Annotated in this window: 18 protein-coding genes; 11 read left to right on the forward strand and 7 right to left on the reverse strand. The window is 45.4% G+C overall.

The window, feature by feature from the left end; translation table 11 throughout:
* Window positions 1–74: 74 nt before the first annotated feature.
* Entirely contained in the window at window positions 75–1,007 is a 933-nt protein-coding gene (locus VNM22_14725; GenBank protein ID HWP48416.1) for a 2-dehydropantoate 2-reductase, read from the reverse strand.
* A gap of 322 nt (window positions 1,008–1,329) precedes the next feature.
* On the opposite strand from VNM22_14725, the gene nikB reads away from it, so the two are divergent.
* The gene (nikB, locus tag VNM22_14730) at window positions 1,330–2,253 is read left to right on the forward strand and encodes a nickel ABC transporter permease (GenBank protein ID HWP48417.1); all 924 of its coding nucleotides are present in this window, start codon (window positions 1,330–1,332) and stop codon (window positions 2,251–2,253) included.
* Complete coding sequence (nikC, locus tag VNM22_14735; protein HWP48418.1) at window positions 2,243–3,049, forward strand: nickel transporter permease; 807 nt, start codon at window positions 2,243–2,245, stop codon at window positions 3,047–3,049. Before nikB ends, nikC begins: the two co-directional genes overlap by 11 nt.
* A 24-nt stretch (window positions 3,050–3,073) precedes the next feature.
* Here the strand turns inward: nikC and VNM22_14740 are convergent, their stop codons facing one another.
* Complete coding sequence (locus tag VNM22_14740) at window positions 3,074–3,589, reverse strand: hypothetical protein (GenBank protein ID HWP48419.1); 516 nt, start codon at window positions 3,587–3,589, stop codon at window positions 3,074–3,076.
* A 1-nt stretch (window position 3,590) separates the two neighbouring features.
* Window positions 3,591–4,904 carry an AMP-binding protein gene (locus tag VNM22_14745; GenBank protein ID HWP48420.1) on the reverse strand — a complete coding sequence of 438 codons (1,314 nt, stop codon included), beginning with the start codon at window positions 4,902–4,904 and terminating at the stop codon, window positions 3,591–3,593.
* Window positions 4,905–5,137: 233 nt separating this feature from the next.
* On the opposite strand from VNM22_14745, the gene metK reads away from it, so the two are divergent.
* Together metK and ahcY are read left to right on the forward strand one after the other, a co-directional pair.
* On the forward strand, window positions 5,138–6,289 hold the full coding sequence (metK, locus tag VNM22_14750; protein ID HWP48421.1) for a methionine adenosyltransferase: 1,152 nt from the start codon (window positions 5,138–5,140) through the stop codon (window positions 6,287–6,289).
* Between the two features lie 131 nt (window positions 6,290–6,420).
* Window positions 6,421–7,677, forward strand: a complete 1,257-nt coding sequence (gene ahcY, locus VNM22_14755) for an adenosylhomocysteinase (protein ID HWP48422.1) — start codon at window positions 6,421–6,423, stop codon at window positions 7,675–7,677.
* Window positions 7,678–7,797: 120 nt separating this feature from the next.
* On the opposite strand, the gene VNM22_14760 is transcribed toward ahcY, so the two are convergent.
* Window positions 7,798–9,489 carry a HEAT repeat domain-containing protein gene (locus tag VNM22_14760; protein HWP48423.1) on the reverse strand — a complete coding sequence of 564 codons (1,692 nt, stop codon included), beginning with the start codon at window positions 9,487–9,489 and terminating at the stop codon, window positions 7,798–7,800.
* A gap of 231 nt (window positions 9,490–9,720) precedes the next feature.
* Window positions 9,721–10,080, reverse strand: a complete 360-nt coding sequence (locus tag VNM22_14765) for an FmdB family zinc ribbon protein (protein ID HWP48424.1) — start codon at window positions 10,078–10,080, stop codon at window positions 9,721–9,723.
* Window positions 10,081–10,416: 336 nt separating this feature from the next.
* On the opposite strand from VNM22_14765, the gene VNM22_14770 reads away from it, so the two are divergent.
* From VNM22_14770 to VNM22_14780, 3 genes are all read left to right on the forward strand, one after another.
* Window positions 10,417–11,097, forward strand: a complete 681-nt coding sequence (locus tag VNM22_14770) for an RraA family protein (GenBank protein ID HWP48425.1) — start codon at window positions 10,417–10,419, stop codon at window positions 11,095–11,097.
* Between the two features lie 1,101 nt (window positions 11,098–12,198).
* Window positions 12,199–12,699 (forward strand): cytochrome P460 family protein, encoded by a 501-nt coding sequence (locus VNM22_14775; GenBank protein ID HWP48426.1) that lies wholly within the window; start codon window positions 12,199–12,201, stop codon window positions 12,697–12,699.
* A gap of 88 nt (window positions 12,700–12,787) precedes the next feature.
* Window positions 12,788–13,432 (forward strand): MarR family transcriptional regulator, encoded by a 645-nt coding sequence (locus VNM22_14780; protein HWP48427.1) that lies wholly within the window; start codon window positions 12,788–12,790, stop codon window positions 13,430–13,432.
* A gap of 184 nt (window positions 13,433–13,616) precedes the next feature.
* Here VNM22_14780 and VNM22_14785 read toward each other — a convergent pair whose 3' ends face one another.
* The gene (locus VNM22_14785) at window positions 13,617–14,900 is read right to left on the reverse strand and encodes a hypothetical protein (GenBank protein HWP48428.1); all 1,284 of its coding nucleotides are present in this window, start codon (window positions 14,898–14,900) and stop codon (window positions 13,617–13,619) included.
* Between the two features lie 77 nt (window positions 14,901–14,977).
* Complete coding sequence (locus tag VNM22_14790; GenBank protein ID HWP48429.1) at window positions 14,978–15,712, reverse strand: NUDIX domain-containing protein; 735 nt, start codon at window positions 15,710–15,712, stop codon at window positions 14,978–14,980.
* A 263-nt stretch (window positions 15,713–15,975) separates the two neighbouring features.
* Between VNM22_14790 and VNM22_14795 the strand changes: the two genes are divergently transcribed.
* From VNM22_14795 to VNM22_14810, 4 genes are all read left to right on the forward strand, one after another.
* A complete protein-coding gene (locus tag VNM22_14795) occupies window positions 15,976–16,434 on the forward strand; it encodes a hypothetical protein (GenBank protein HWP48430.1) in 459 nt (152 codons plus the stop codon).
* A gap of 130 nt (window positions 16,435–16,564) precedes the next feature.
* Window positions 16,565–17,236: a carboxypeptidase-like regulatory domain-containing protein gene (locus VNM22_14800; GenBank protein HWP48431.1), complete on the forward strand. Its 672-nt coding sequence runs from the start codon at window positions 16,565–16,567 to the stop codon at window positions 17,234–17,236.
* Between the two features lie 5 nt (window positions 17,237–17,241).
* On the forward strand, window positions 17,242–17,775 hold the full coding sequence (locus VNM22_14805) for a hypothetical protein (protein HWP48432.1): 534 nt from the start codon (window positions 17,242–17,244) through the stop codon (window positions 17,773–17,775).
* A 302-nt stretch (window positions 17,776–18,077) separates the two neighbouring features.
* Window positions 18,078–18,259 (forward strand): hypothetical protein (locus VNM22_14810; GenBank protein HWP48433.1); only part of this gene is annotated, 182 nt, incomplete at its 3' end.

Consider the following 18,259-nt stretch of genomic DNA (forward strand, 5'->3'; position numbering starts at 1 on the left):
CCCCGTGAAAACAAAAATGAAATTTCCGTCTTTAATGATATAGATGCCTTTTCTTATAAAGGGGTTAAAGATTTTTAGGAATTTAATTTCGCTCGATGCTTTTCATCTACAAGTTTTAGACAGGCGTAAATAACCTGGTTGACCGGAGTTGGGATAGATAGCTCTTTTCCCAATCGGACGACGGTTCCGTTTAAAGCTTCTATCTCTATCCGCTTTTCATTTTCCAGATCCCGAAGCAGGGAAGCCTTACTCTCTTTAGTGAAAGTTGTAGCAATGGCTAAAATTCTATCGATGAGATCCGGATCCAGAAAGAGGCCTAAACCTTCCGCCACTGCTATGGATTCTTTCAGGGCTGCCAGGAAGATCTCCCGTGTTTGTGGGAACTCTATGGCTTCCCGCATCGGAGTACGCGTCAACCCTGTTAAGCCACTGGCAGCACAAATAAACACAAATTTACTCCACAGGGCTTTCTTCATATTTTCAGAAAGCTCACAATTAATTCCGGCTTTCTGAAACAGGTTAAAAAGACGCCGTGCCCGGTCTGTTATAGGTCCCTGAAGTTCTCCAAAAACAATCTTCCGGGGTCCCGCTGTTTGAGAAATAACTCCCGGAGCACTGATATGGGATTCAATATAGACGGCTCCAACCATCACCTTCTCTTCCCCTACGATTTTCCCAATTTTCTCTCCGTTGTCAACCCCATTTTGCAAAGTTAAGACCACCGTCTGGTTACCGAGGTTGGATAAAATCTGCCTGGCGGCATTTTCGGTATCATAGGTCTTTACACAAAACAGGATCACATCCACGAGTCCCGCTTCCTGAGGTTGAGCGATGGCTTTTACTTTAAGAGAAAAATCTCCGACTACACTCTTAACCGTTAATCCCCGTTCCTTCAACGCCCGGAGATGTTCGCCCCGGGCAACGAAATAAACCTCCTCCCCGGCCTTTGCTAAAAGTCCACCAAAATACCCCCCTACCCCTCCTGTACCCATGACGAGAATTCGCATGAATGAAGCTCCACATCTGATGTTCAAAGCCCAAAGCTTCTCCTGTCCTGGTTTGTGACTTCAGACCTTGAATCCAGAATCCTCAACACAAATTTCTATCCCCTATCTCTCTTAGAATTGGTAATTACACATGATACAAGACCCCTGCCGGGTTGTCAATTAAAATTCCTTATCGCTTTTTAGCGATCCTGGAAATGGTATTCCCATATCGATGTGAGCTCCTTTTCACCTTAAAAGTCAAAACCAGATCAATAAGAAATCCCTCTTAAACTCTCCACTGAAAGCTTGACAGAAAGGCCGGGGGACGCTATCATACGGTACCATGATACCATATATTATTCGACGTTTGTTATGGGTTATTCCTGTCATTCTGGGAGTGTCTACCCTTGTCTTCTTTTTTATCCATCTTATTCCTGGGGATCCTGTGGAATTGATGTTAGGGGAAAGTGCAGAGCCTGCCGATAAAGCTGCTCTGCGGGAAGAGCTGGGACTTAACAAGCCTATCCTTCAGCAGTATACCCAATTTCTCTGGAGACTTGCCCAGGGTAACCTGGGAAGATCCCTGCATACCCACAAACCGGTTTTACAGAGTATTCTTACCCGGTATCCGGCTACCCTGGAATTGACCTTTGCGGCCTTAGGTATTGCAGTGATAATTGCGATCCCGGTAGGGGTTATGGCAGCCACGCGACAGTATTCCTGGTTAGATAACGGTTCTATGTTTCTGGCTTTGTTAGGGGTTTCCATGCCTAATTTCTGGTTGGGTCCCCTGTTCATTATTTTATTTTCCATTAACCTGGGATGGTTACCCGTATCCGGAAGAGGGGGATGGGATCATCTCATCCTGCCGGCCATAACCCTGGGTATGGCCATGGCCGCAATCCTGACCCGTATGACCCGTTCCAGTGTTCTGGAGGTGATCCATGAGGACTATATTCGAACCGCTCGGGCCAAGGGACTTCGGGAGAGTGTGGTTATTTTTAAGCATGCTCTCCGAAATGCTCTGATCCCGGTAATTACCCTGATAGGTCTTCAATTCGGTACATTGCTCTCCGGGGCTGTGATCACGGAAACGATCTTTGCCTGGCCAGGAATCGGACGGTTAACTATTGAAGCCATCAATAAGCGGGATTATCCTCTGGTACAGGGATGCATACTGGTTATTGCTTTGTCTTATGTCCTGGTAAACCTGATTACAGACCTGATCTACTCCCTGGTGGATCCTCGAATTAGATATGAAAAATAGATTGGCTCGCATAGGTTTACTGATCATCTCCCTGTTGATTTTCACGGCCATCTTTGCCCCTTTCCTGGCCCCCTATGATCCTACCGATCAAAAGATGGAAGAAGGTTTGAATCCTCCAAGTCCTGAACACCCCTTTGGTCAGGATCGTCTGGGGCGGGATATTTTAAGCCGGATCATCTACGGGTCCAGAATATCTTTGGGAGTTGGTATGGCTACCGTGGGTGTTTCCTTAACCCTTGGACTCTTCATTGGTTCTATAGCCGGATATTACGGAGGTTTAGTCGATCAGCTCTTCATGAGGATAATTGATATTTTACAGGCCTTCCCGGGCATTTTACTGGCCATTTCTATTATCGCCATCCTGGGCCCCAGTTTGAGTCATGTCACTCTGGCTTTATGCTTAATGGGATGGGTCAGTTATGCCAGGATCGTGCGAGGCCAGGTTCTATTTTTACGTGAATATGAGTATGTTGCAGCCGCAAAAGCCTTAGGAGCCAGCGCCTCAAGGATTATTCTCCATCATATCCTACCCAACTTATTAGCCCCCGTTATGGTTCAGGCTACTTTTGGTATGGCAGGGGCCATTCTGGCAGAGGCAGGACTCAGTTTTCTGGGATTGGGAGCACAACCTCCAACCCCAAGCTGGGGATCTATGCTCAACGAAGGAAGGCAATTTCTTTTAGTTGCCCCCCATTTGACGACTTTTCCGGGGTTGGCTATTATGATAGTCGTTCTAGGGTTTAATTTTCTGGGGGACGGATTACGAGATATGTTAGATGTAAAAAGTGCCGATTGAGCCTCCCTGGAAGGGAAAGGTAAACTAAGATTTTTTCAGTCGGGATTTCAACTTCTCCAGCTCATCTCCCACCGCCAAATCTTCGAATTTCTTATCGAGTGGGTGTTCCTGGGAATTCACCAGCATTTCTAACTCGGCCAGCAAGCGAGGAGCGTCTATGGAAGGCGCATGTTGTTGGGCCTTCAGTTTGAGCTTCTCTTTCAAAATAGCGTTTTTATCTCGAAGTTGTGTATATTCAGATTTTAACTTTTCGACTTCCTGTTCCAGGAAATCAACCTGTTTTTGAGCCTCCTGCATGAGGGTCAGGTCTTGAACGTGCTGAGCTAAGGAAACCCGCTGCTTCCATTGCTCCAGTTCCCGTTCTTTCTGTTGAAGATTCTTTTCGGTGATTTTCTCTGTCAGAAGAAATCTCCAGACATATTCTCTGGTTTCTTCATAGGAGAGAGGGTCAATCAGGAGATCCGAATCCTTTTGCATCCCGGTATTTGACGGGGAAGGTTCGGTTGAGTTAGATTTAGGATCTAGGGGATTTTGTTCCATGTTAGTTTATAATTTTAAATCGTCTGGCTTTCATTTCAAACCGGGGGAGGCTACCCGGTTCGGCCAGTGTAATGTGCGTTCTCAAATTCAATTGGGCACGCAGGGTTTGAAAAACTTTTTCCTGAATTTGCTTTTTTTCTTCCTCACTTCCTTTAATTTCTAACTTCAGATGAAGTTCTTCCATCTCTTTTTCCCGGTAAATTTCTGCACTGAACTCCTCAACTTGATGGAACTGACGGATAATATTCTCAATGGCGCTGGGGAAAATATTCACTCCCCGAACGGTAATCATATCATCCACCCGGCCCAGAATCCCTCCCATCATGCGCGCAAATCTTCGACCACATTCACAAGGATCTTCATTTAATTCCACCAGATCTCCCGTTCTATAACGAATCACCGGGGTTCCCCACCGGCCCAGATTGGTTATGACCAATTCTCCTTTTCTACCTGCCGGGAGAGCTTTCCCGGTACTGGGATCGATGACTTCGGCGATAAATTCTCCTTCATTGAGATGAATGCCGCCGGGTTGAACGCTGCATTCATACCCGAAAGCTCCCACTTCCGTTGCCCCGGCATGATCGAAACACTTGGCTCCCCAGGCCATTTCAATCTTTTTTTTCGTGGCCGGAATACTGGCTCCCGGCTCACCGGCATGAATGGTAATCCGAATGGAAGATTTAGCAATATCGATTCCGTTTTCCTCGGCAATACTGGCTAATCGGAGGGCATAGCTCGGGGTACATACTAAAACGGTTGCCTGGGTTTCCAGCATCAGTTTAAGCCTTTGCAGAGAATCCAGTCCACCCCCCGAAATTCCCAAACACCCTATGGATTGGGCTCCATCAAAGGCACTCCAGAAACCGATAAAAGGTCCAAAGGAAAATCCGAAAAAAACCCTATCGCCCCACCCGACCCCCGCAGCCCGATAAATGTAATTCCAACATTTAATCCACCACTCCCAACTTTCCCGGGTATCCAGGATTCGAAGCGGCTTTCCGGTTGTACCAGAAGTCTGATGGTAGCGAACATATTCCTTCAAAGGATAAGTCAGGTTGGTTCCATAGGGTGGATGGTCTTCTTGATCCTGGGATAATTCACTTTTAGTGGTAAAGGGAAGATGAGAGAGAGATTCCAGACTGCTTAAATCCTCAGGGACGATCCCGGCTTCTTGAAGCTTTCGTGTATAGAAAGGGTTTTTTTGGTAAATCTCCCTCAGAAGCCTTCTTAACCTTGTGAATTGATGCTGGATTAGAATCTCTCGTTCAGCACACTCTATCTCTGGATTGAAGTACATGGTATTATACTTTATCAAACAACCGGAATCTTGTCAAGGGAATTGTCCTTATCCAACAGGGTTTTTACCGGCTTCTTGAAAAAATATGGGTAAAAGCCTTGACAAGAACCGGAGAATTATATAAGTTCTTACAATTAACTTATCCTGTGTTATAGGTCCCAACTCTTAAACTTAAGCGAAGGAGAAAGAATCCTTAAACTTTGCAGGATAGTCTTGTTTGCAGAAGTTTAAGGAACTGAGAGCCAAAAAGAATGGAACGTAAAGACTATCTTTTTACGTCGGAGTCAGTAACTGAAGGACATCCAGATAAAATAGCCGATCAAATTTCAGACGCCGTACTTGATGCGATTCTGGCCGAAGATCCTATGGGTCGGGTAGCTTGTGAGACGATTGTAACCACAGGAATTGCCTTTGTGGCAGGAGAAATTACCACCAAATGTTATGTGGACATCCCTAAAATCGTTCGAAATACCATTAAAGATGTGGGATATACACGGGCCAAATATGGATTTGATTATGAGACTTGCGCGGTAGTTACGGCCATTGATGAGCAATCTCCGGATATTGCCATGGGGGTAGATCCTGGAGGAGCCGGGGATCAGGGTTTAATGTTTGGATATGCCACCGACGAAACCGAAGAACTGATGCCCACACCCATTATGATAGCTCATAAGCTGACCATGAGATTGGCTGAGGTTCGTAAGAAAGATATCCTGCCCTATATCCGTCCGGATGGTAAATCCCAGGTAACCATTGAATATATAGATGGGAAACCTGTAAGGGTTGATACCGTAGTTATTTCTGCTCAGCATAGTCCGGATGTGGATATCAAGACCCTCCGGGAAGACATTATCGAAAAAGTCGTAGAACCCGTTCTTCCCAAAGAGCTGTTCAATCCTTATAACATCAAATACCATATCAATCCCACAGGTCGCTTTGTGGTAGGAGGACCCCACGGAGATACCGGCCTTACCGGTAGAAAAATTATTGTCGATACCTATGGTGGCGTAGGGAGCCACGGTGGAGGCGCTTTTTCCGGAAAAGATCCTTCTAAAGTAGATCGTTCGGCTTCTTATATGGCCCGGCATATTGCAAAAAATATTGTGGCTGCCGGTCTTGCTAAGAAATGCGAAATCCAGATTGCCTATGCCATTGGCATTGCAGATCCGGTTTCTATTATGATAGATACCCAAGGTACAGGTATTCTACCCAATAGTGAGCTTAAACGTATCGTCCGGGAAATTTTTGATTTAACTCCTAAAGGAATTATTAACTATCTTGATCTTCGAAGACCTATTTATAAAAAGACCGCTGCTTATGGACACTTTGGCCGAAATGAGCCGGAATTTACCTGGGAAAAAACCAATCGTGTAGAGGACCTCAGAGCAGCCGCCGGTCTTTAAAGGTTGATCTGTTGTAAGGTCGTGAGGGGAAAAGGAGTAGAGCCGTGGAATGATGAAATCAGGGAGTGGTATAGAGGCCTCGTATCCCCTTATCACCTTACCCCAGAGGACAAATTACAGACACTAGACACATGGAATTTGACATCAAGGATATTAATCTTGCAGAGAAAGGCAAATTGAGAATTGAATGGGCAGAGCAAAGTATGCCGGTTTTAAGGCTCATCCGGGAGCGCTTCGCAAAGGAACAACCCCTTAAGGGACTAAATCTTTCCGCGTGCCTTCATATTACCACCGAAACGGCCAATTTATTAATAACCCTTAAGGCCGGGGGAGCTCATGTGGTTGCCTGTGCATCCAATCCCCTGAGCACGCAGGATGATGTGGCAGCTTCTTTGGTAAAGCATGAAGAAATTCCCGTCTTTGCCATCAAAGGTGAAGATAATCAAACCTATTACCGTCATATTCATAAAGCACTGGATCACAAACCCCATATGACCCTGGATGATGGAGCCGATCTGGTATCTACCATTCATTCTCAACGAAAAGATTTAGTTTCTAATATTATCGGAGGTACAGAGGAAACGACCACCGGAGTTATTCGGTTAACTAGCATGGCCCGAGATGGCGTCCTGGCCTATCCGATTATCGCAGTCAACGATGCTCAGACCAAGCACCTCTTTGATAATCGTTACGGGACAGGACAAAGTACCATGGACGGCATCATTCGAGCTACAAATGTCCTTTTGGCCGGTAAAAATGTCGTGGTTTGTGGATATGGCTGGTGTGGACGTGGAGTAGCTCTGAGGGCTCATGGCTTAGGAGCCAAGGTCATTATCACAGAGGTAGATCCCATTAAGGCCTTGGAAGCTGTGATGGATGGTTACCAGGTTATGCCCATTGCTGAAGCCGCCAAGGTAGGAGATATTTTTATCACCCTAACCGGAGATGTGAAGGTCATTCGAAAAGAGCACTTCGAGCAAATGAAGAATGGAGCCATTATCTGTAACTCCGGTCACTTTAATGTAGAGCTGGACATTAAAGGACTCGAAGAACTCTCCACAGGAAAGAGGAAGGTTCGTGACTTTGTAGAGGAATATAAACTTAAGAACGGAAAAAAGATTTTCTTACTGGGAGAAGGGCGATTAGTCAATCTGGCAGCGGCTGAAGGACATCCTGCCGATGTAATGGACATGAGCTTTGCCAATCAGGCCCTTTCAGCAGAATATTTGGTAAAAAATGCCGGATCGCTTAAAAAGCAGGTTTATAAAATTCCCGAGGACATCGATCGCGAAATTGCCCGACTTAAATTAAACTCCATGGGGGTCGAGATCGATCACCTGACCCCGGAACAGGAAAGGTACCTTTCTTCCTGGACAGAAGGAACATAAGAGGGACGCGGGGTTATGGGACACGGGGACTGGAAGACGCGGGGAAATGTCTCCCAGTCCCCGTGTCGCCGCGTCTCATAACTCCGCGTCCCAAAACCCCCAGGTCCCCCGGATTGCCGGTTACGCCGCATGCCACTTTCCGGTTCGTAGATTCCAACTGGCTACCCGAAACAGAACCAGCACAGCACTTTGACTGATCCTCTCATCGGGGCTGTGGGAGAGGTTTTCCAGGTTTCTAATTTCAATTTGTTGACCCTGTTGCCTTAACAACCTGGCCATATTGGCTTTTATAATATAAGGATCCGGTAAGTTTAAAAAGGGAAGAATCAGTTTTGTCAGCTCCCGATCCATTCTTTCCATGGCATCCAACAAAGCAAGGCGTTCTTGCCGGTCGGCTTTTTTCAACTTTTTAATAATTTCTACCAGAGGTTCCCCATCGTCTAAAGTTTCGAAGGTTTTAAAAACCTTTTGTTTAATTTGATCATTTTCCTCTTCAAGATACTGAATAATCGGTTCCGTGATCTCCGGATCTTTTAAGGATTTCAGAGTTTCCTCGGTAATCAAATTCTGCAGGAGCATTTCTAATTCGGCTTTTAAAACCTTTTTGAGAAGCGGGATGATCTGATGGGGTTGATTTTCAAGTTGAACGGCCTGTTCCTTCCACAATTTCACAGGAGCCTTAGAGATATAAATATCCCCTATGTATTCCAGAATTTCGGCTGCCAGAATCCTCCCAAATCCATCCACCGACTTATCCCGAAGTAGATCCAGGAGCTTTTCAACTACTCGAGGCGAGGCCATTTTTCTCAAAACCTCTGCTACGTTCATCCGCAACGGTTCTCCCTTTTGTCGGAGTATATCCACCAGAGCATCGACGGCTTCATCGTTACCCAACTCACTCATCGCCTCGATAATACTGAGGCGAAGAAAGTCCTCCTCTTCCCGGCTAAAAATCTCCTTGAAGAAGGGAAGTGCCTGGGGATTTTTCCATTTACCTACAATCTCAATGAGATTTCGTTGGGCTATTTTGTTTAAATTCTTAAAATAAGAAAAGATCTCCTCTACAGGAAGGTTGCGATATTCTTGAAAGATTTCGGCAGCAATTTCCTGAATCTCCGGATTTTCATCCCCTAAAGTTCTCATCACCAATTCCAGCTTTCGTTCACTCTCTAGATTTCGCAGGGCTTCAATGGCATTCTGACGAACCCGTGGGTCTCGATCGTTGAGGAGATCGGCCAGGATATCGATCATGTTATTGGAGGCAATCTTTCCGATTACATAAGCCGCCCCTGCTCGCATGTCCCCTTTGTTATCCTGAACCATATTTTTCAAGGTTTCCAGGGCTTCCTGGCTTCCAACTTGATGTAAAGCAATAATGGTATTAACTCTCACCCGACTATCCGGATCTTCCAGGAGAGGGTTTAAGACTTGATTGACTTTTTCCCCTCCAATCCGATGAAGGGCCTCTACAGCCTCCGCACGAACCATTTTGTCTTTATCCTTGAGTTTTGAGGTCACAAGGGGAATTTCCTTGGAGCTTCCTAATAATCCTATTCCTTTGACGGCGGTTGCTCTAACTAAAGGATGAATATCTTCTATAGACAAAATCATCGCTTCCAGTGCCTGCATGCCTCCAATTTTAATGAGAGCCTCCAAAGCCAAAATTTTAACCTCTGAATGGGTTTCTTGAATGGCAACCTGGACCAACGCCTTTACGGCTTTTTTATTTTTAAGTTCACCTAAAGCAAAAATAGCCTTTTTCCTTATTTCAATATCTTTACTCGAAAGCAACTCAACGATGCTTCTTGTCATAAGATCAACTCCAGAGGTTAGAAGTAAAAATAACTCATTATGTGGGTTATACAGCTAAACCCCCCTTTACGGCCTGGTTTGATTATTCGTTGGCACGGTTGCTTGTAATTACCCTACTTTAAAATATTTGTCAACTAAATAAATGAAGATATCCCTGAATATTTACTAAGAAAGACGCCGACCTTCAGGTTCTTAACCGTTTACCATCCGGAGTTCCTGATCGATCCCATTTTATAAGTCTTCCGCATCACTTTCCCTGGGATCTGGAGTTAACTCCCCGGATTCAACGGCCTCCTCAACCATCTGATCAAAATCATCTCCCACCTCTTCGCCCATTTCTTTCCCCATCTTCTTCATCCAACGGGCAATGCTTGCAGGATCATTTTCATCTAATCCACTTAAACGACTCGGATCGGCCAGGGCCTCCAATCGGGCTTCTTCGGATCTGAGGGTAGCAAACCTGGAGAAAAGACGTCTGAGGTCTTCGCTTCCACATTTTTGGCACTCCAGTTTACCTGGATTGTGGATATTTCGAATGAAAAACGTACTTTTTCTTCCACATGAATTACAGCGATATTCGTAAATAGGCATATCTGCAGTAAAACGTAAGGTGTAATACGTAAGTACCCGGCGGATAAAACCCGCAAAACTCTGCCGAAAACTTACTTCTAACGTATTACATTTTACGTTTTAAATTTCTCGTTAAGGAGGTAATCGGATACTCCTTCGATAGGTTAGTAGGTTAAAAGGACTCTGTCAATAAAATTATCGGTTCCGGGGAATACAGGCAGGACACCCGCCGGATCTGGTGAGTTAATTTATTAGAATAAGGTTTTAATTTTATTTGACACCGTTAAGAAAAGAAGGTATTCAGGTAAAACCACCCTCACCATCAGATTATAACCTTGCAATGGAAAAGGAGTTTTTATGAAGGCTTTTTTAACCCCATCTGAATTAGAGGCTCTGAAAAAATTTGATAGTCCGACAATTTCCAATGCCATTGAAACCTTTAACATAAGACCACGAACCGAAGGATACCTGGGCCCCGAAATTCAATGCAGGTTCCCCAAACTTGGGGTCATGGTCGGTTATGCTCTGACCGTTACCTTTGATACCCGACAACCGGGGGAAACCCGAAGCTGGGACATGCTCTTTAAGGTTTTTGAAGCGGTGCAGGCTGCCCCAAAACCGGTTGTAGCCGTGTTCAAAGACCTCTCAAAAAAACGTGGTTGGGCCGCTTACTGGGGAGAGATCATGACGACCATCATGAAAAAATTAGGTACTGTAGGGGTTGTAACCGATGGAGCCGTACGAGACTTGGAGCAGGTAGAGAAAATCGGCTTTCATTTCTTCTCCTCCACTGTCGTGGTTTCCCATGGGGATTTAAAAATTGTGGATATAAACATCCCGGTAGAAATTACGGGCGTTACCATCAAACCGGGTGACCTTCTCCATGGAGATATGAACGGCGTTGTGATGATCCCCGAAGAAATCGCAAAGGAGGTGATCACCGCATCCCAGAAAATTATAGATCGGGAGTCTCAGATTTTACATGTGATTAAGCGGGAAGGTTTTGATCCTTCTCAGTTGAGGGAGTTTTATCACTGAGGCTTCTCTGACTTGAACCCTTGAGGCGAGACGCTTCCTTCGATTTGCCCGGAACTTACTTTGAGCCTGTCGACGGGAGAGGGTTTCGCCCAGGGTAGGTCTGTGATTTGTTCTGCTCCCACAAGTTCTGACTCTGAAGCCCGACCCAAATTTTAACCTTATCCCCCTGCCACCCACACCTCAGGGATCTTCCCCGGAAATCATCTCCGGTTTCCTACCCTCCGGTTAATCAAAAAGACCTTTTATGGAATTAATGGCACTCCCTTTGCTCTTTTAATAACTAAAAGGCTTAAGATTCCTGTTATTTCAGAACTTTAAACCTTATGGGGCAAGTATCTTTCAACTCCCCTGGGGCATAGCCTGGCTACCTTACTCGGGTCTGATCCTAAGAGTCGAATGGATGAAGATCTTGTTCGGATGAAACCTTTCCTCGAAACCGGAAAACGACCCCATGATGCTGCTGCTTATAATCGCTCGTAATCTCTTTTTTCGTCCCTTGGATAAGGAGGAATAAGAAAATTTGGCCAAAACTCAATCGGTTACAGTCATTACAACGTTTACTTAAATCTGAATAGCCACCGTGATTTCACCCCCTCATGCCTGCCCCTCCCCTTCCTCCCTTCAGAGGTGGGTTTTCTCTAAACCTAACCCCCTTCTCGCATCGAGGAGGGGGGAAGGTGGGGATGGCCTGGGTCCTTACTTTCCCCTTCCCTCCCAGGAAAGGGGAGTCGGAGGAATCAGGTTTAAAAAACCTGCCCTTAAAACCTTTCCCCTTCTGAAGCTTCAGGAGAGGGAGAGCGAGGCAGACACGCCAGGATGAGAAAGTTAGCCCCAGGTGGCCCCGCCGGTGCTAGCCTTTTTATCTCCTGGCACGTATGGAGAGCGAAGGGGGTGAGGTAGACGGTTGTACTCCCAGCTAAGCCTGCCCGGTGCTACGGAGACCGGAATTGGCTTTACAAAGTATAAAAGGATTTAAAATTCCCCTTGACAGGAAACCAGGTCAGGTATTTCTTAATACTTAGGAATCCTAAGTAATTAACAATTTATCTGCCAGGATGAGAGATACCATCAGATAATCTATAAGTCGAGGAGGTTAAAACCATGAAAAAATCGATTATATTCTTAGGAATAGGGGGTTTCCTCATAAGTCTTTCTTTAGGGGTCATTGCGTTATCAGGTGAAAGCAATCAGCAGAAAGTTAATTATCCCAAGGATTACCGAAATTGGACCCATGTGAAATCCATGGTGATTCAGCAGGGTCATCCGCTTTTTGAAGCTTTTGGTGGAATCCATCATATCTATGCCAATGAGAAAGCCCTGGAGGCCATGACATCGGGCAAATCCTATCCCGATGGAGCGATTTTAGTTTTTGATCTCCTAGAAGCCAAAGTTGAAAATAATGCTATTGTGGAAGGCCCCCGGAAAGTTCTCGGTGTGATGGAAAAGAACACCAAAAGCTTTACCGAAACCGGTGGGTGGGGTTTTGAGACATTCAAAGATGATACCCAAGAGCGGGTGGTTAAGGATCCAAAGGGGGATTGTTTTTCCTGCCATGCTTCCCAGACAAAAACAGATTTTGTATTTAGCAGTTACCGAAAGTAAGGTTTCTTAGATTTGGAAGGGAGCCCAGGCTCCCTTCGAAGCCGGTTTGCTTAGTGATCCCCTTTCCACCGGTTCAGGGGCTCTGGTTATGGAATCCGTATTTAACCTATCTACACAGCATCGAGAAACAGACAGTAAAATTGTTGCTGCACTGGAACGGCTCTCTCAGGCCTTTCGTATTTTGCTTTGGGAGCAGGCAAAAGAACATGACCTGAGTCCTATTCAGATCCAGTTCCTTGTTTATTTACTTTATCATCAGCAGGAAAGGGTTTTCCTGTGCCGGGTCAGTCAACTTGCCAGGGAATTTGACCTGACCCAGGCTACGGTAAGTGATGCGGTTAAATCACTGGAAGAGAAAAATCTTGTTTATCGAGAACCCTACCCCGGCGATAAGCGTATTTTTACCTTGCGGTTGACTCCCCAGGGCAAACAATTAGCCCTAAAGCTTTCCACCTGGGCCAATGTAATCAAGGAGAATGTAGCCCAGTTTTGCCCTAAGGAACAGGAAATCGTCCTTAAATTCCTGATGCAGTTGATTGCATCCCTGCAAAGGGCGGGGATTATTACCATCTCCAGGATGTGTATAACTTGTAGATTTTTTCAACCAGACGCCCATCCTGGTACCGATTCCCCCCACCATTGCAGGCTCATCGACAAACCCCTGGCCAACTCAGAGCTAAGAATCGACTGCCCGGAACATGAACCGCTTATAGGGGCTAAAGGCCAGAAATGACCGGGGAGGTAAAAATTTACTCATCTGCCTGGGATAAAGGTACAGACGACCTCAAAAAGCCAATACAGGGACTCCTGAAACTGAAATCCACGGGGGGGATGGCCCCCTCTCACAGGTAAAAGATTTTCCCGGTCAGTTAATCAGGTGGAAGAGGGTCATGGTAAACTATCCTCTTCCCTTAAAATTATTCCACAGGAGAGAGTCTGTCAAAATTCCCTTTTTTCCGACCTACTTTTGCACAAGGAGTTCCTTCTACTTCCACCACATCCGCCGTCACATCAATTTTGTTTTTAAAGAGGCTGGAACCCACTGCATAGGCATCTACAGGGACAGCCAGTTTTTCGAAGAGTTCGATTTTATTCAGGTCAAATCCACCGGAGACTACAATCTTAAGTTCGTTTAAGCCGTTTTGATCGAATACCTGCCTGGCAGTATGGACCAGTTCCGGGCAAACTCCCAGGCTGGATTCATCTCGCGGTACGACCGATTTATCACGTAAGTAACCGGAAGTATCAAATCGAACTCCCCAGATCTTATTCTTTCCTTCTCCAATCACCTTATGCCATTGGCTCGGATTACCCGGGTCAATACCACCTCCATGGTACTCTTTATAGAAGGCCTTAACCACTTCCAGGGTAGTACCAATGCAATCGTTATCCCAGTCGACCAGGATAATACGATTGACAGAAGGATCGATCTGACGGTCGAAGGCCAGTGCAGCGGCACTGGTTGATCCATGGTAAGCACCGATGAGGGCATGGGGTATGGTTCCCAAACCCTTGGTACCCCAATAATTTGCATTGGCATCGGTACTTACACCAAAAGCTCCGGCTTTCATAGCGGCATACCCGTCGGTAGCCTGGACCCAGAAATGATCGAATCGGGCCGGGAAGAAGAGAATCGGTTTGCCTCGAGCCGCTTTAACCACTTTATAAGTAGCAGTGGCTGTAGCCGTAGGTCTTGCAATAACACCTAACAAGACGGTCTCCAGATAGGCAAAGTATTGTTGCGGCCCCTGGATAACCAGAAAAGGTTCCCAAGGCTCGACCATATCTCCATCGTAGAGAGCGCGGACTTTGATTTGATCCCAACAGTTAACCCACAACCGATTGAGCTCTTGACGAATTCTCGTTCGAGAAGCCGTTAATCTGAGAATCTCATCCTCATTCCCTTCTACAACGACCCGATGAAGTTGTTGCTCAACAGCTCGAAGTTTTTCGTACAAGTCCGCGGCCTTTTCCAGGTCGGTATAGTAACCGGTGCAATATTTCAGGATCGCAATGGCCTCATCGAGTCCAACCACCACAGCGTGCTCCCGAACAAAGAATTGATAGGTCACCGAAGGATTATACTTCTCCTTACGAAGAATCTCCGTAACACGTAGAAAATACTTGTCAGAATAATAACCCTCTCGGATTTTATCGATAGGAACTTTAAAAACAGTGGGATCTAATCGTTGTTTGGACATGGTCTTTAATTGTTAATTGTTCGTTATGGGTTGTTTTGGGGTTAGATGACAACGGACAACGAACAACGGACAAATGTCTAAAAAGGAAATAAGATACCTTTATCTTGTAACTTAATAAATCGGTCCAGAGCAAAAGAATAAAGTTGTGCAGGTCGATGATAACCTCGATAGATTTTTGTCTCCCCCTCACATTCTTTCAGAATTCCCATAGACAGAATCTTCTTCCTGAAATTTCGCTTATCCAGTTTTTTATTCAGGATAATTTCATAAACTTTTTGAAGCTCGGTTAAGGTGAATTTCTCCGGTAAAAGTTGAAAGCCGACCGTTGTGTAATTTAGTTTGTTCCTCAATCTTTCTAGCGCATAGTCCAAAATTTCCTTATGATCAAAAGCCAGCGGAGGGAGTTTATACATAGAAAACCATTGGACTTCTTCAACGTTGGGGGACGCCCGGAGATTCAATTCTTCAGAGTTGATAAGGGCAAAGTAGGCCACTGTAATGACACGCATTCTTGGATCCCGGTGAGGATCTCCAAATGTGTAAAGTTGCTCTAAATACACATCGGATACATGGGTTTCCTCCTTAAGTTCGCGTCGAGCCGCATGATCCAGGGATTCATCTTTGCGAACAAATCCACCGGGAATAGCCCACATCCCCTTGAATGGTGGGATTTTTCTTTTAACAAGGAGTACTTTTAAATCCGCTTCCAAGATGGTGAAGATGACGATATCCACGGTCACAGCATAGCACTCAACACAACTTACCGGGTCTTCGGATAGATTATCTATCTTCTCAAGGTTTTTCTCATCCATGGTTTCCGGTCTGGTTAAGGAAATATGATATTGTATTAAATACAATATCCAAAATAAGAACCAGGTCCTTTACTGTCAAGGAAAAATATTTCCTTCCCTGGAAGAGGGTATAATTCTCTTGACTAACGTTCAAGACTTTATTATCGTAGTACTAGCTATCTATCGTAAATTTATCATCAAAAAAGACTCCCCTTTTGGGAGTCGAATTGTTATAAAGGTGATAGAAAGCGAGTGTAGATCGGGAGGAGTCATAACGAATGAGTATGAAAGATTTGGAAAGGGTTACCAAAGAGAATGAACGGCTCATAGAGGAATTTAAAAGGTTTCTTGAGCGAAAAGGGGTCGAGAAGAGTCTAGTGGAAAGGCATGTAGAAAATGCCAGCCAGTACGCCCTTTTTTATACGACCTATGGGTTTGAGCCCAAAAGCGCTAAAGAAATCGATGGCTTTGAAATTCATTGTTTTCTAGGCGAGTTTATCATTCGTAAAGTCGTTAACTGTACGCCAGCTTATATGAACGAAGTAGCTGAATCTTTAAGAGAGTTTTGTTACTTTCTAAAAGAAACCGGAATTATTGATGAATATGATTTGGAAGAGGCTTTAGAGCGTTGTGAAAAAACGGATATTTATGTTCGCCGGTTGGAAGAATACAACCGATTGATCAGTAGCGGTCAATTTAATAAAGTCGATTCCTGGCGTATGCGGGTTTACGAGGAGTTTTAAACCCTATTGACTCATCTTTGACAGAAACATCTGTAATTTTAATCCCCTACCATTTTATGTAGGGTCTTGACGACCTTAAGGCCCTATGTTGTCTCCAAAGCTTGGTCCTGAGTTGAAACGTGGAGGTTAAATGGGTAACCAAAAGACATTCTGGTTCGTGTTAGCAGGTTTACTCTTTCAAGCGGTTTTCGTATCTGCTCAAAATATCGATTCCTTAACCGGGGTTGTTTTAGATATCCGGAGTAATCAACCGGTTAAGGGCGCTAAGGTTCACCTGGAACAAAGGGCCGGATTTTCAACCGTCACAGATGAGTTAGGCCATTTTAAGTTAAAATTTGATCCACCCCTTCGGGTGGATGAGCCGGCAAAAATTATTGTTGAGAAAAGTGGTTTTAAAACCCTTATTCAATCTATTCAGGCCGGTGAAGTGGCACTAACCCTGGAGTTAACACCTGTAGAAGGACCCAATTATCGAAAATGGATCTCCCTGGGAGCCAGTGCGGCAGCGGCAGGAACGGCTTTAGCCTTTTTACAGGCCGCTAATAACAGTCGGGATGAGGCGGAAGCCTCTCGAACCGAAAGTGACTTTAATCAATTTAACGATGATTTTCGACGTAATAAAACCCTGGCCATAACCTTTGAGATTATCGCCGGTGCAGCCGGAGGTTATTTCCTTTATGAGCAGTTTTTTAAGCCCAAACCCTCTTCAGAAGTCATTGCTAAAGAAAACCCTACAAACTTCCAGATCACACCTCAATTAACTCGAGAAGGAGCTATGATCGTAGTTCATAAGAGATTTTAAAATCTATGAAAAAAATCCGACTTCTGATCGTCCTGGTTATTCTGTTGGGGATAAGTTTTCTCTCTGGATGTCCCCAGGAACCCACAGCCCCTGTTTTTCTAAGTGTAGCTATTACCCAACCTCAAGGACAGATTACCTGTATTCAGACCTCTCGAGATGTACCGGAACCGTGTTCATTTGAGGTAACCGGGACCTCTACCCGGGTCGTTTCCGAGCCGGATGTAGGAATTTACGTCTTATTAGAACCCACAAGACCTTCTGCTGGAGGTTTTTTTATTCAGCTTCCTCCGGCTACGGTGCAAAGCAATGGAGACTGGTCTGCCACAGCAACCCTGGATGATGAATTGATACAAGTCCGTAATGGAGCCATACTGAATATCGAGGCCGTAATTGCGGAACGGGCCGGTGGAATTGAGAGCCAGATCAATCCTGTACCCAATCTGGCCGATATTCCCGGCATCCTTGTTCAGTCCGATCCGGTTAGCTTAACGGTTGTCGTACCCACCCCAACTCCGATACCAACGCGCCGGGGACGGTAGCCAGGAAGAAGCAGGAGGCAGATGGTTTTTCTGTTCGTATTTCTAAGGCCAGTTTACTACTTTCTCCGGCAATCCAAGGCAACCCCTCGTCAGTCCCTCCTTTTTGAGGCAGGTTTTTTATGGGAGTACTGGCTGGTAATACCCCCAGAGAATGGATAGGATGCGGCCTATAGGCTATGAACTTTAGGGAAGTATCAAGGTGAAAGGCCCGCCACGCAGGAAATCTGTTAATACACCACGTCTGTTCCCGGATTCAGCCTTTAGCAGCCTAACTTTGATTTTTTGCAAACTGTGAGGGCTTTGTGTTCATAAAGAACGGGTATAAGACTCTGTGGATAAGGGGTAAAAAAGTAAAACCCGCCATGGAGGGGGGCCATGGCGGCTGCCGTCTACCCGAAGGACCCCCTCACCTGCTACTTGTCAATACTTATAAACCACGTCCCAGTCCCAGGACGCCAAACAGCCAGATCCGTAATCCCATCTC

This window comes from Candidatus Limnocylindrales bacterium, from assembly GCA_035559535.1.
Taxonomy (GTDB): domain Bacteria; phylum Moduliflexota; class Moduliflexia; order Moduliflexales; family JAUQPW01; genus JAUQPW01.

Excerpts from the sequence above, each read along its gene's own strand:
- VNM22_14740 (HWP48419.1), bottom strand. The coding sequence starts at position 3,589 with ATGGAACAAAATCCCCTAGATCCTAAATCTAACTCAACCGAACCTTCC.
- VNM22_14785 (HWP48428.1), bottom strand. The coding sequence starts at position 14,900 with ATGTCCAAACAACGATTAGATCCCACTGTTTTTAAAGTTCCTATCGAT.
- VNM22_14805 (HWP48432.1), top strand. The coding sequence starts at position 17,242 with ATGAAAAAAATCCGACTTCTGATCGTCCTGGTTATTCTGTTGGGGATA.
- VNM22_14780 (HWP48427.1), top strand. The coding sequence starts at position 12,788 with ATGGAATCCGTATTTAACCTATCTACACAGCATCGAGAAACAGACAGT.
- VNM22_14765 (HWP48424.1), bottom strand. The coding sequence starts at position 10,080 with ATGCCTATTTACGAATATCGCTGTAATTCATGTGGAAGAAAAAGTACG.
- VNM22_14790 (HWP48429.1), bottom strand. The coding sequence starts at position 15,712 with ATGGATGAGAAAAACCTTGAGAAGATAGATAATCTATCCGAAGACCCG.
- nikB (HWP48417.1), top strand. The coding sequence starts at position 1,330 with ATGATACCATATATTATTCGACGTTTGTTATGGGTTATTCCTGTCATT.
- nikC (HWP48418.1), top strand. The coding sequence starts at position 2,243 with ATGAAAAATAGATTGGCTCGCATAGGTTTACTGATCATCTCCCTGTTG.
- VNM22_14795 (HWP48430.1), top strand. The coding sequence starts at position 15,976 with ATGAAAGATTTGGAAAGGGTTACCAAAGAGAATGAACGGCTCATAGAG.
- VNM22_14725 (HWP48416.1), bottom strand. The coding sequence starts at position 1,007 with ATGCGAATTCTCGTCATGGGTACAGGAGGGGTAGGGGGGTATTTTGGT.
- VNM22_14775 (HWP48426.1), top strand. The coding sequence starts at position 12,199 with ATGAAAAAATCGATTATATTCTTAGGAATAGGGGGTTTCCTCATAAGT.
- VNM22_14800 (HWP48431.1), top strand. The coding sequence starts at position 16,565 with ATGGGTAACCAAAAGACATTCTGGTTCGTGTTAGCAGGTTTACTCTTT.
- ahcY (HWP48422.1), top strand. The coding sequence starts at position 6,421 with ATGGAATTTGACATCAAGGATATTAATCTTGCAGAGAAAGGCAAATTG.
- VNM22_14760 (HWP48423.1), bottom strand. The coding sequence starts at position 9,489 with ATGACAAGAAGCATCGTTGAGTTGCTTTCGAGTAAAGATATTGAAATA.
- metK (HWP48421.1), top strand. The coding sequence starts at position 5,138 with ATGGAACGTAAAGACTATCTTTTTACGTCGGAGTCAGTAACTGAAGGA.
- VNM22_14770 (HWP48425.1), top strand. The coding sequence starts at position 10,417 with ATGAAGGCTTTTTTAACCCCATCTGAATTAGAGGCTCTGAAAAAATTT.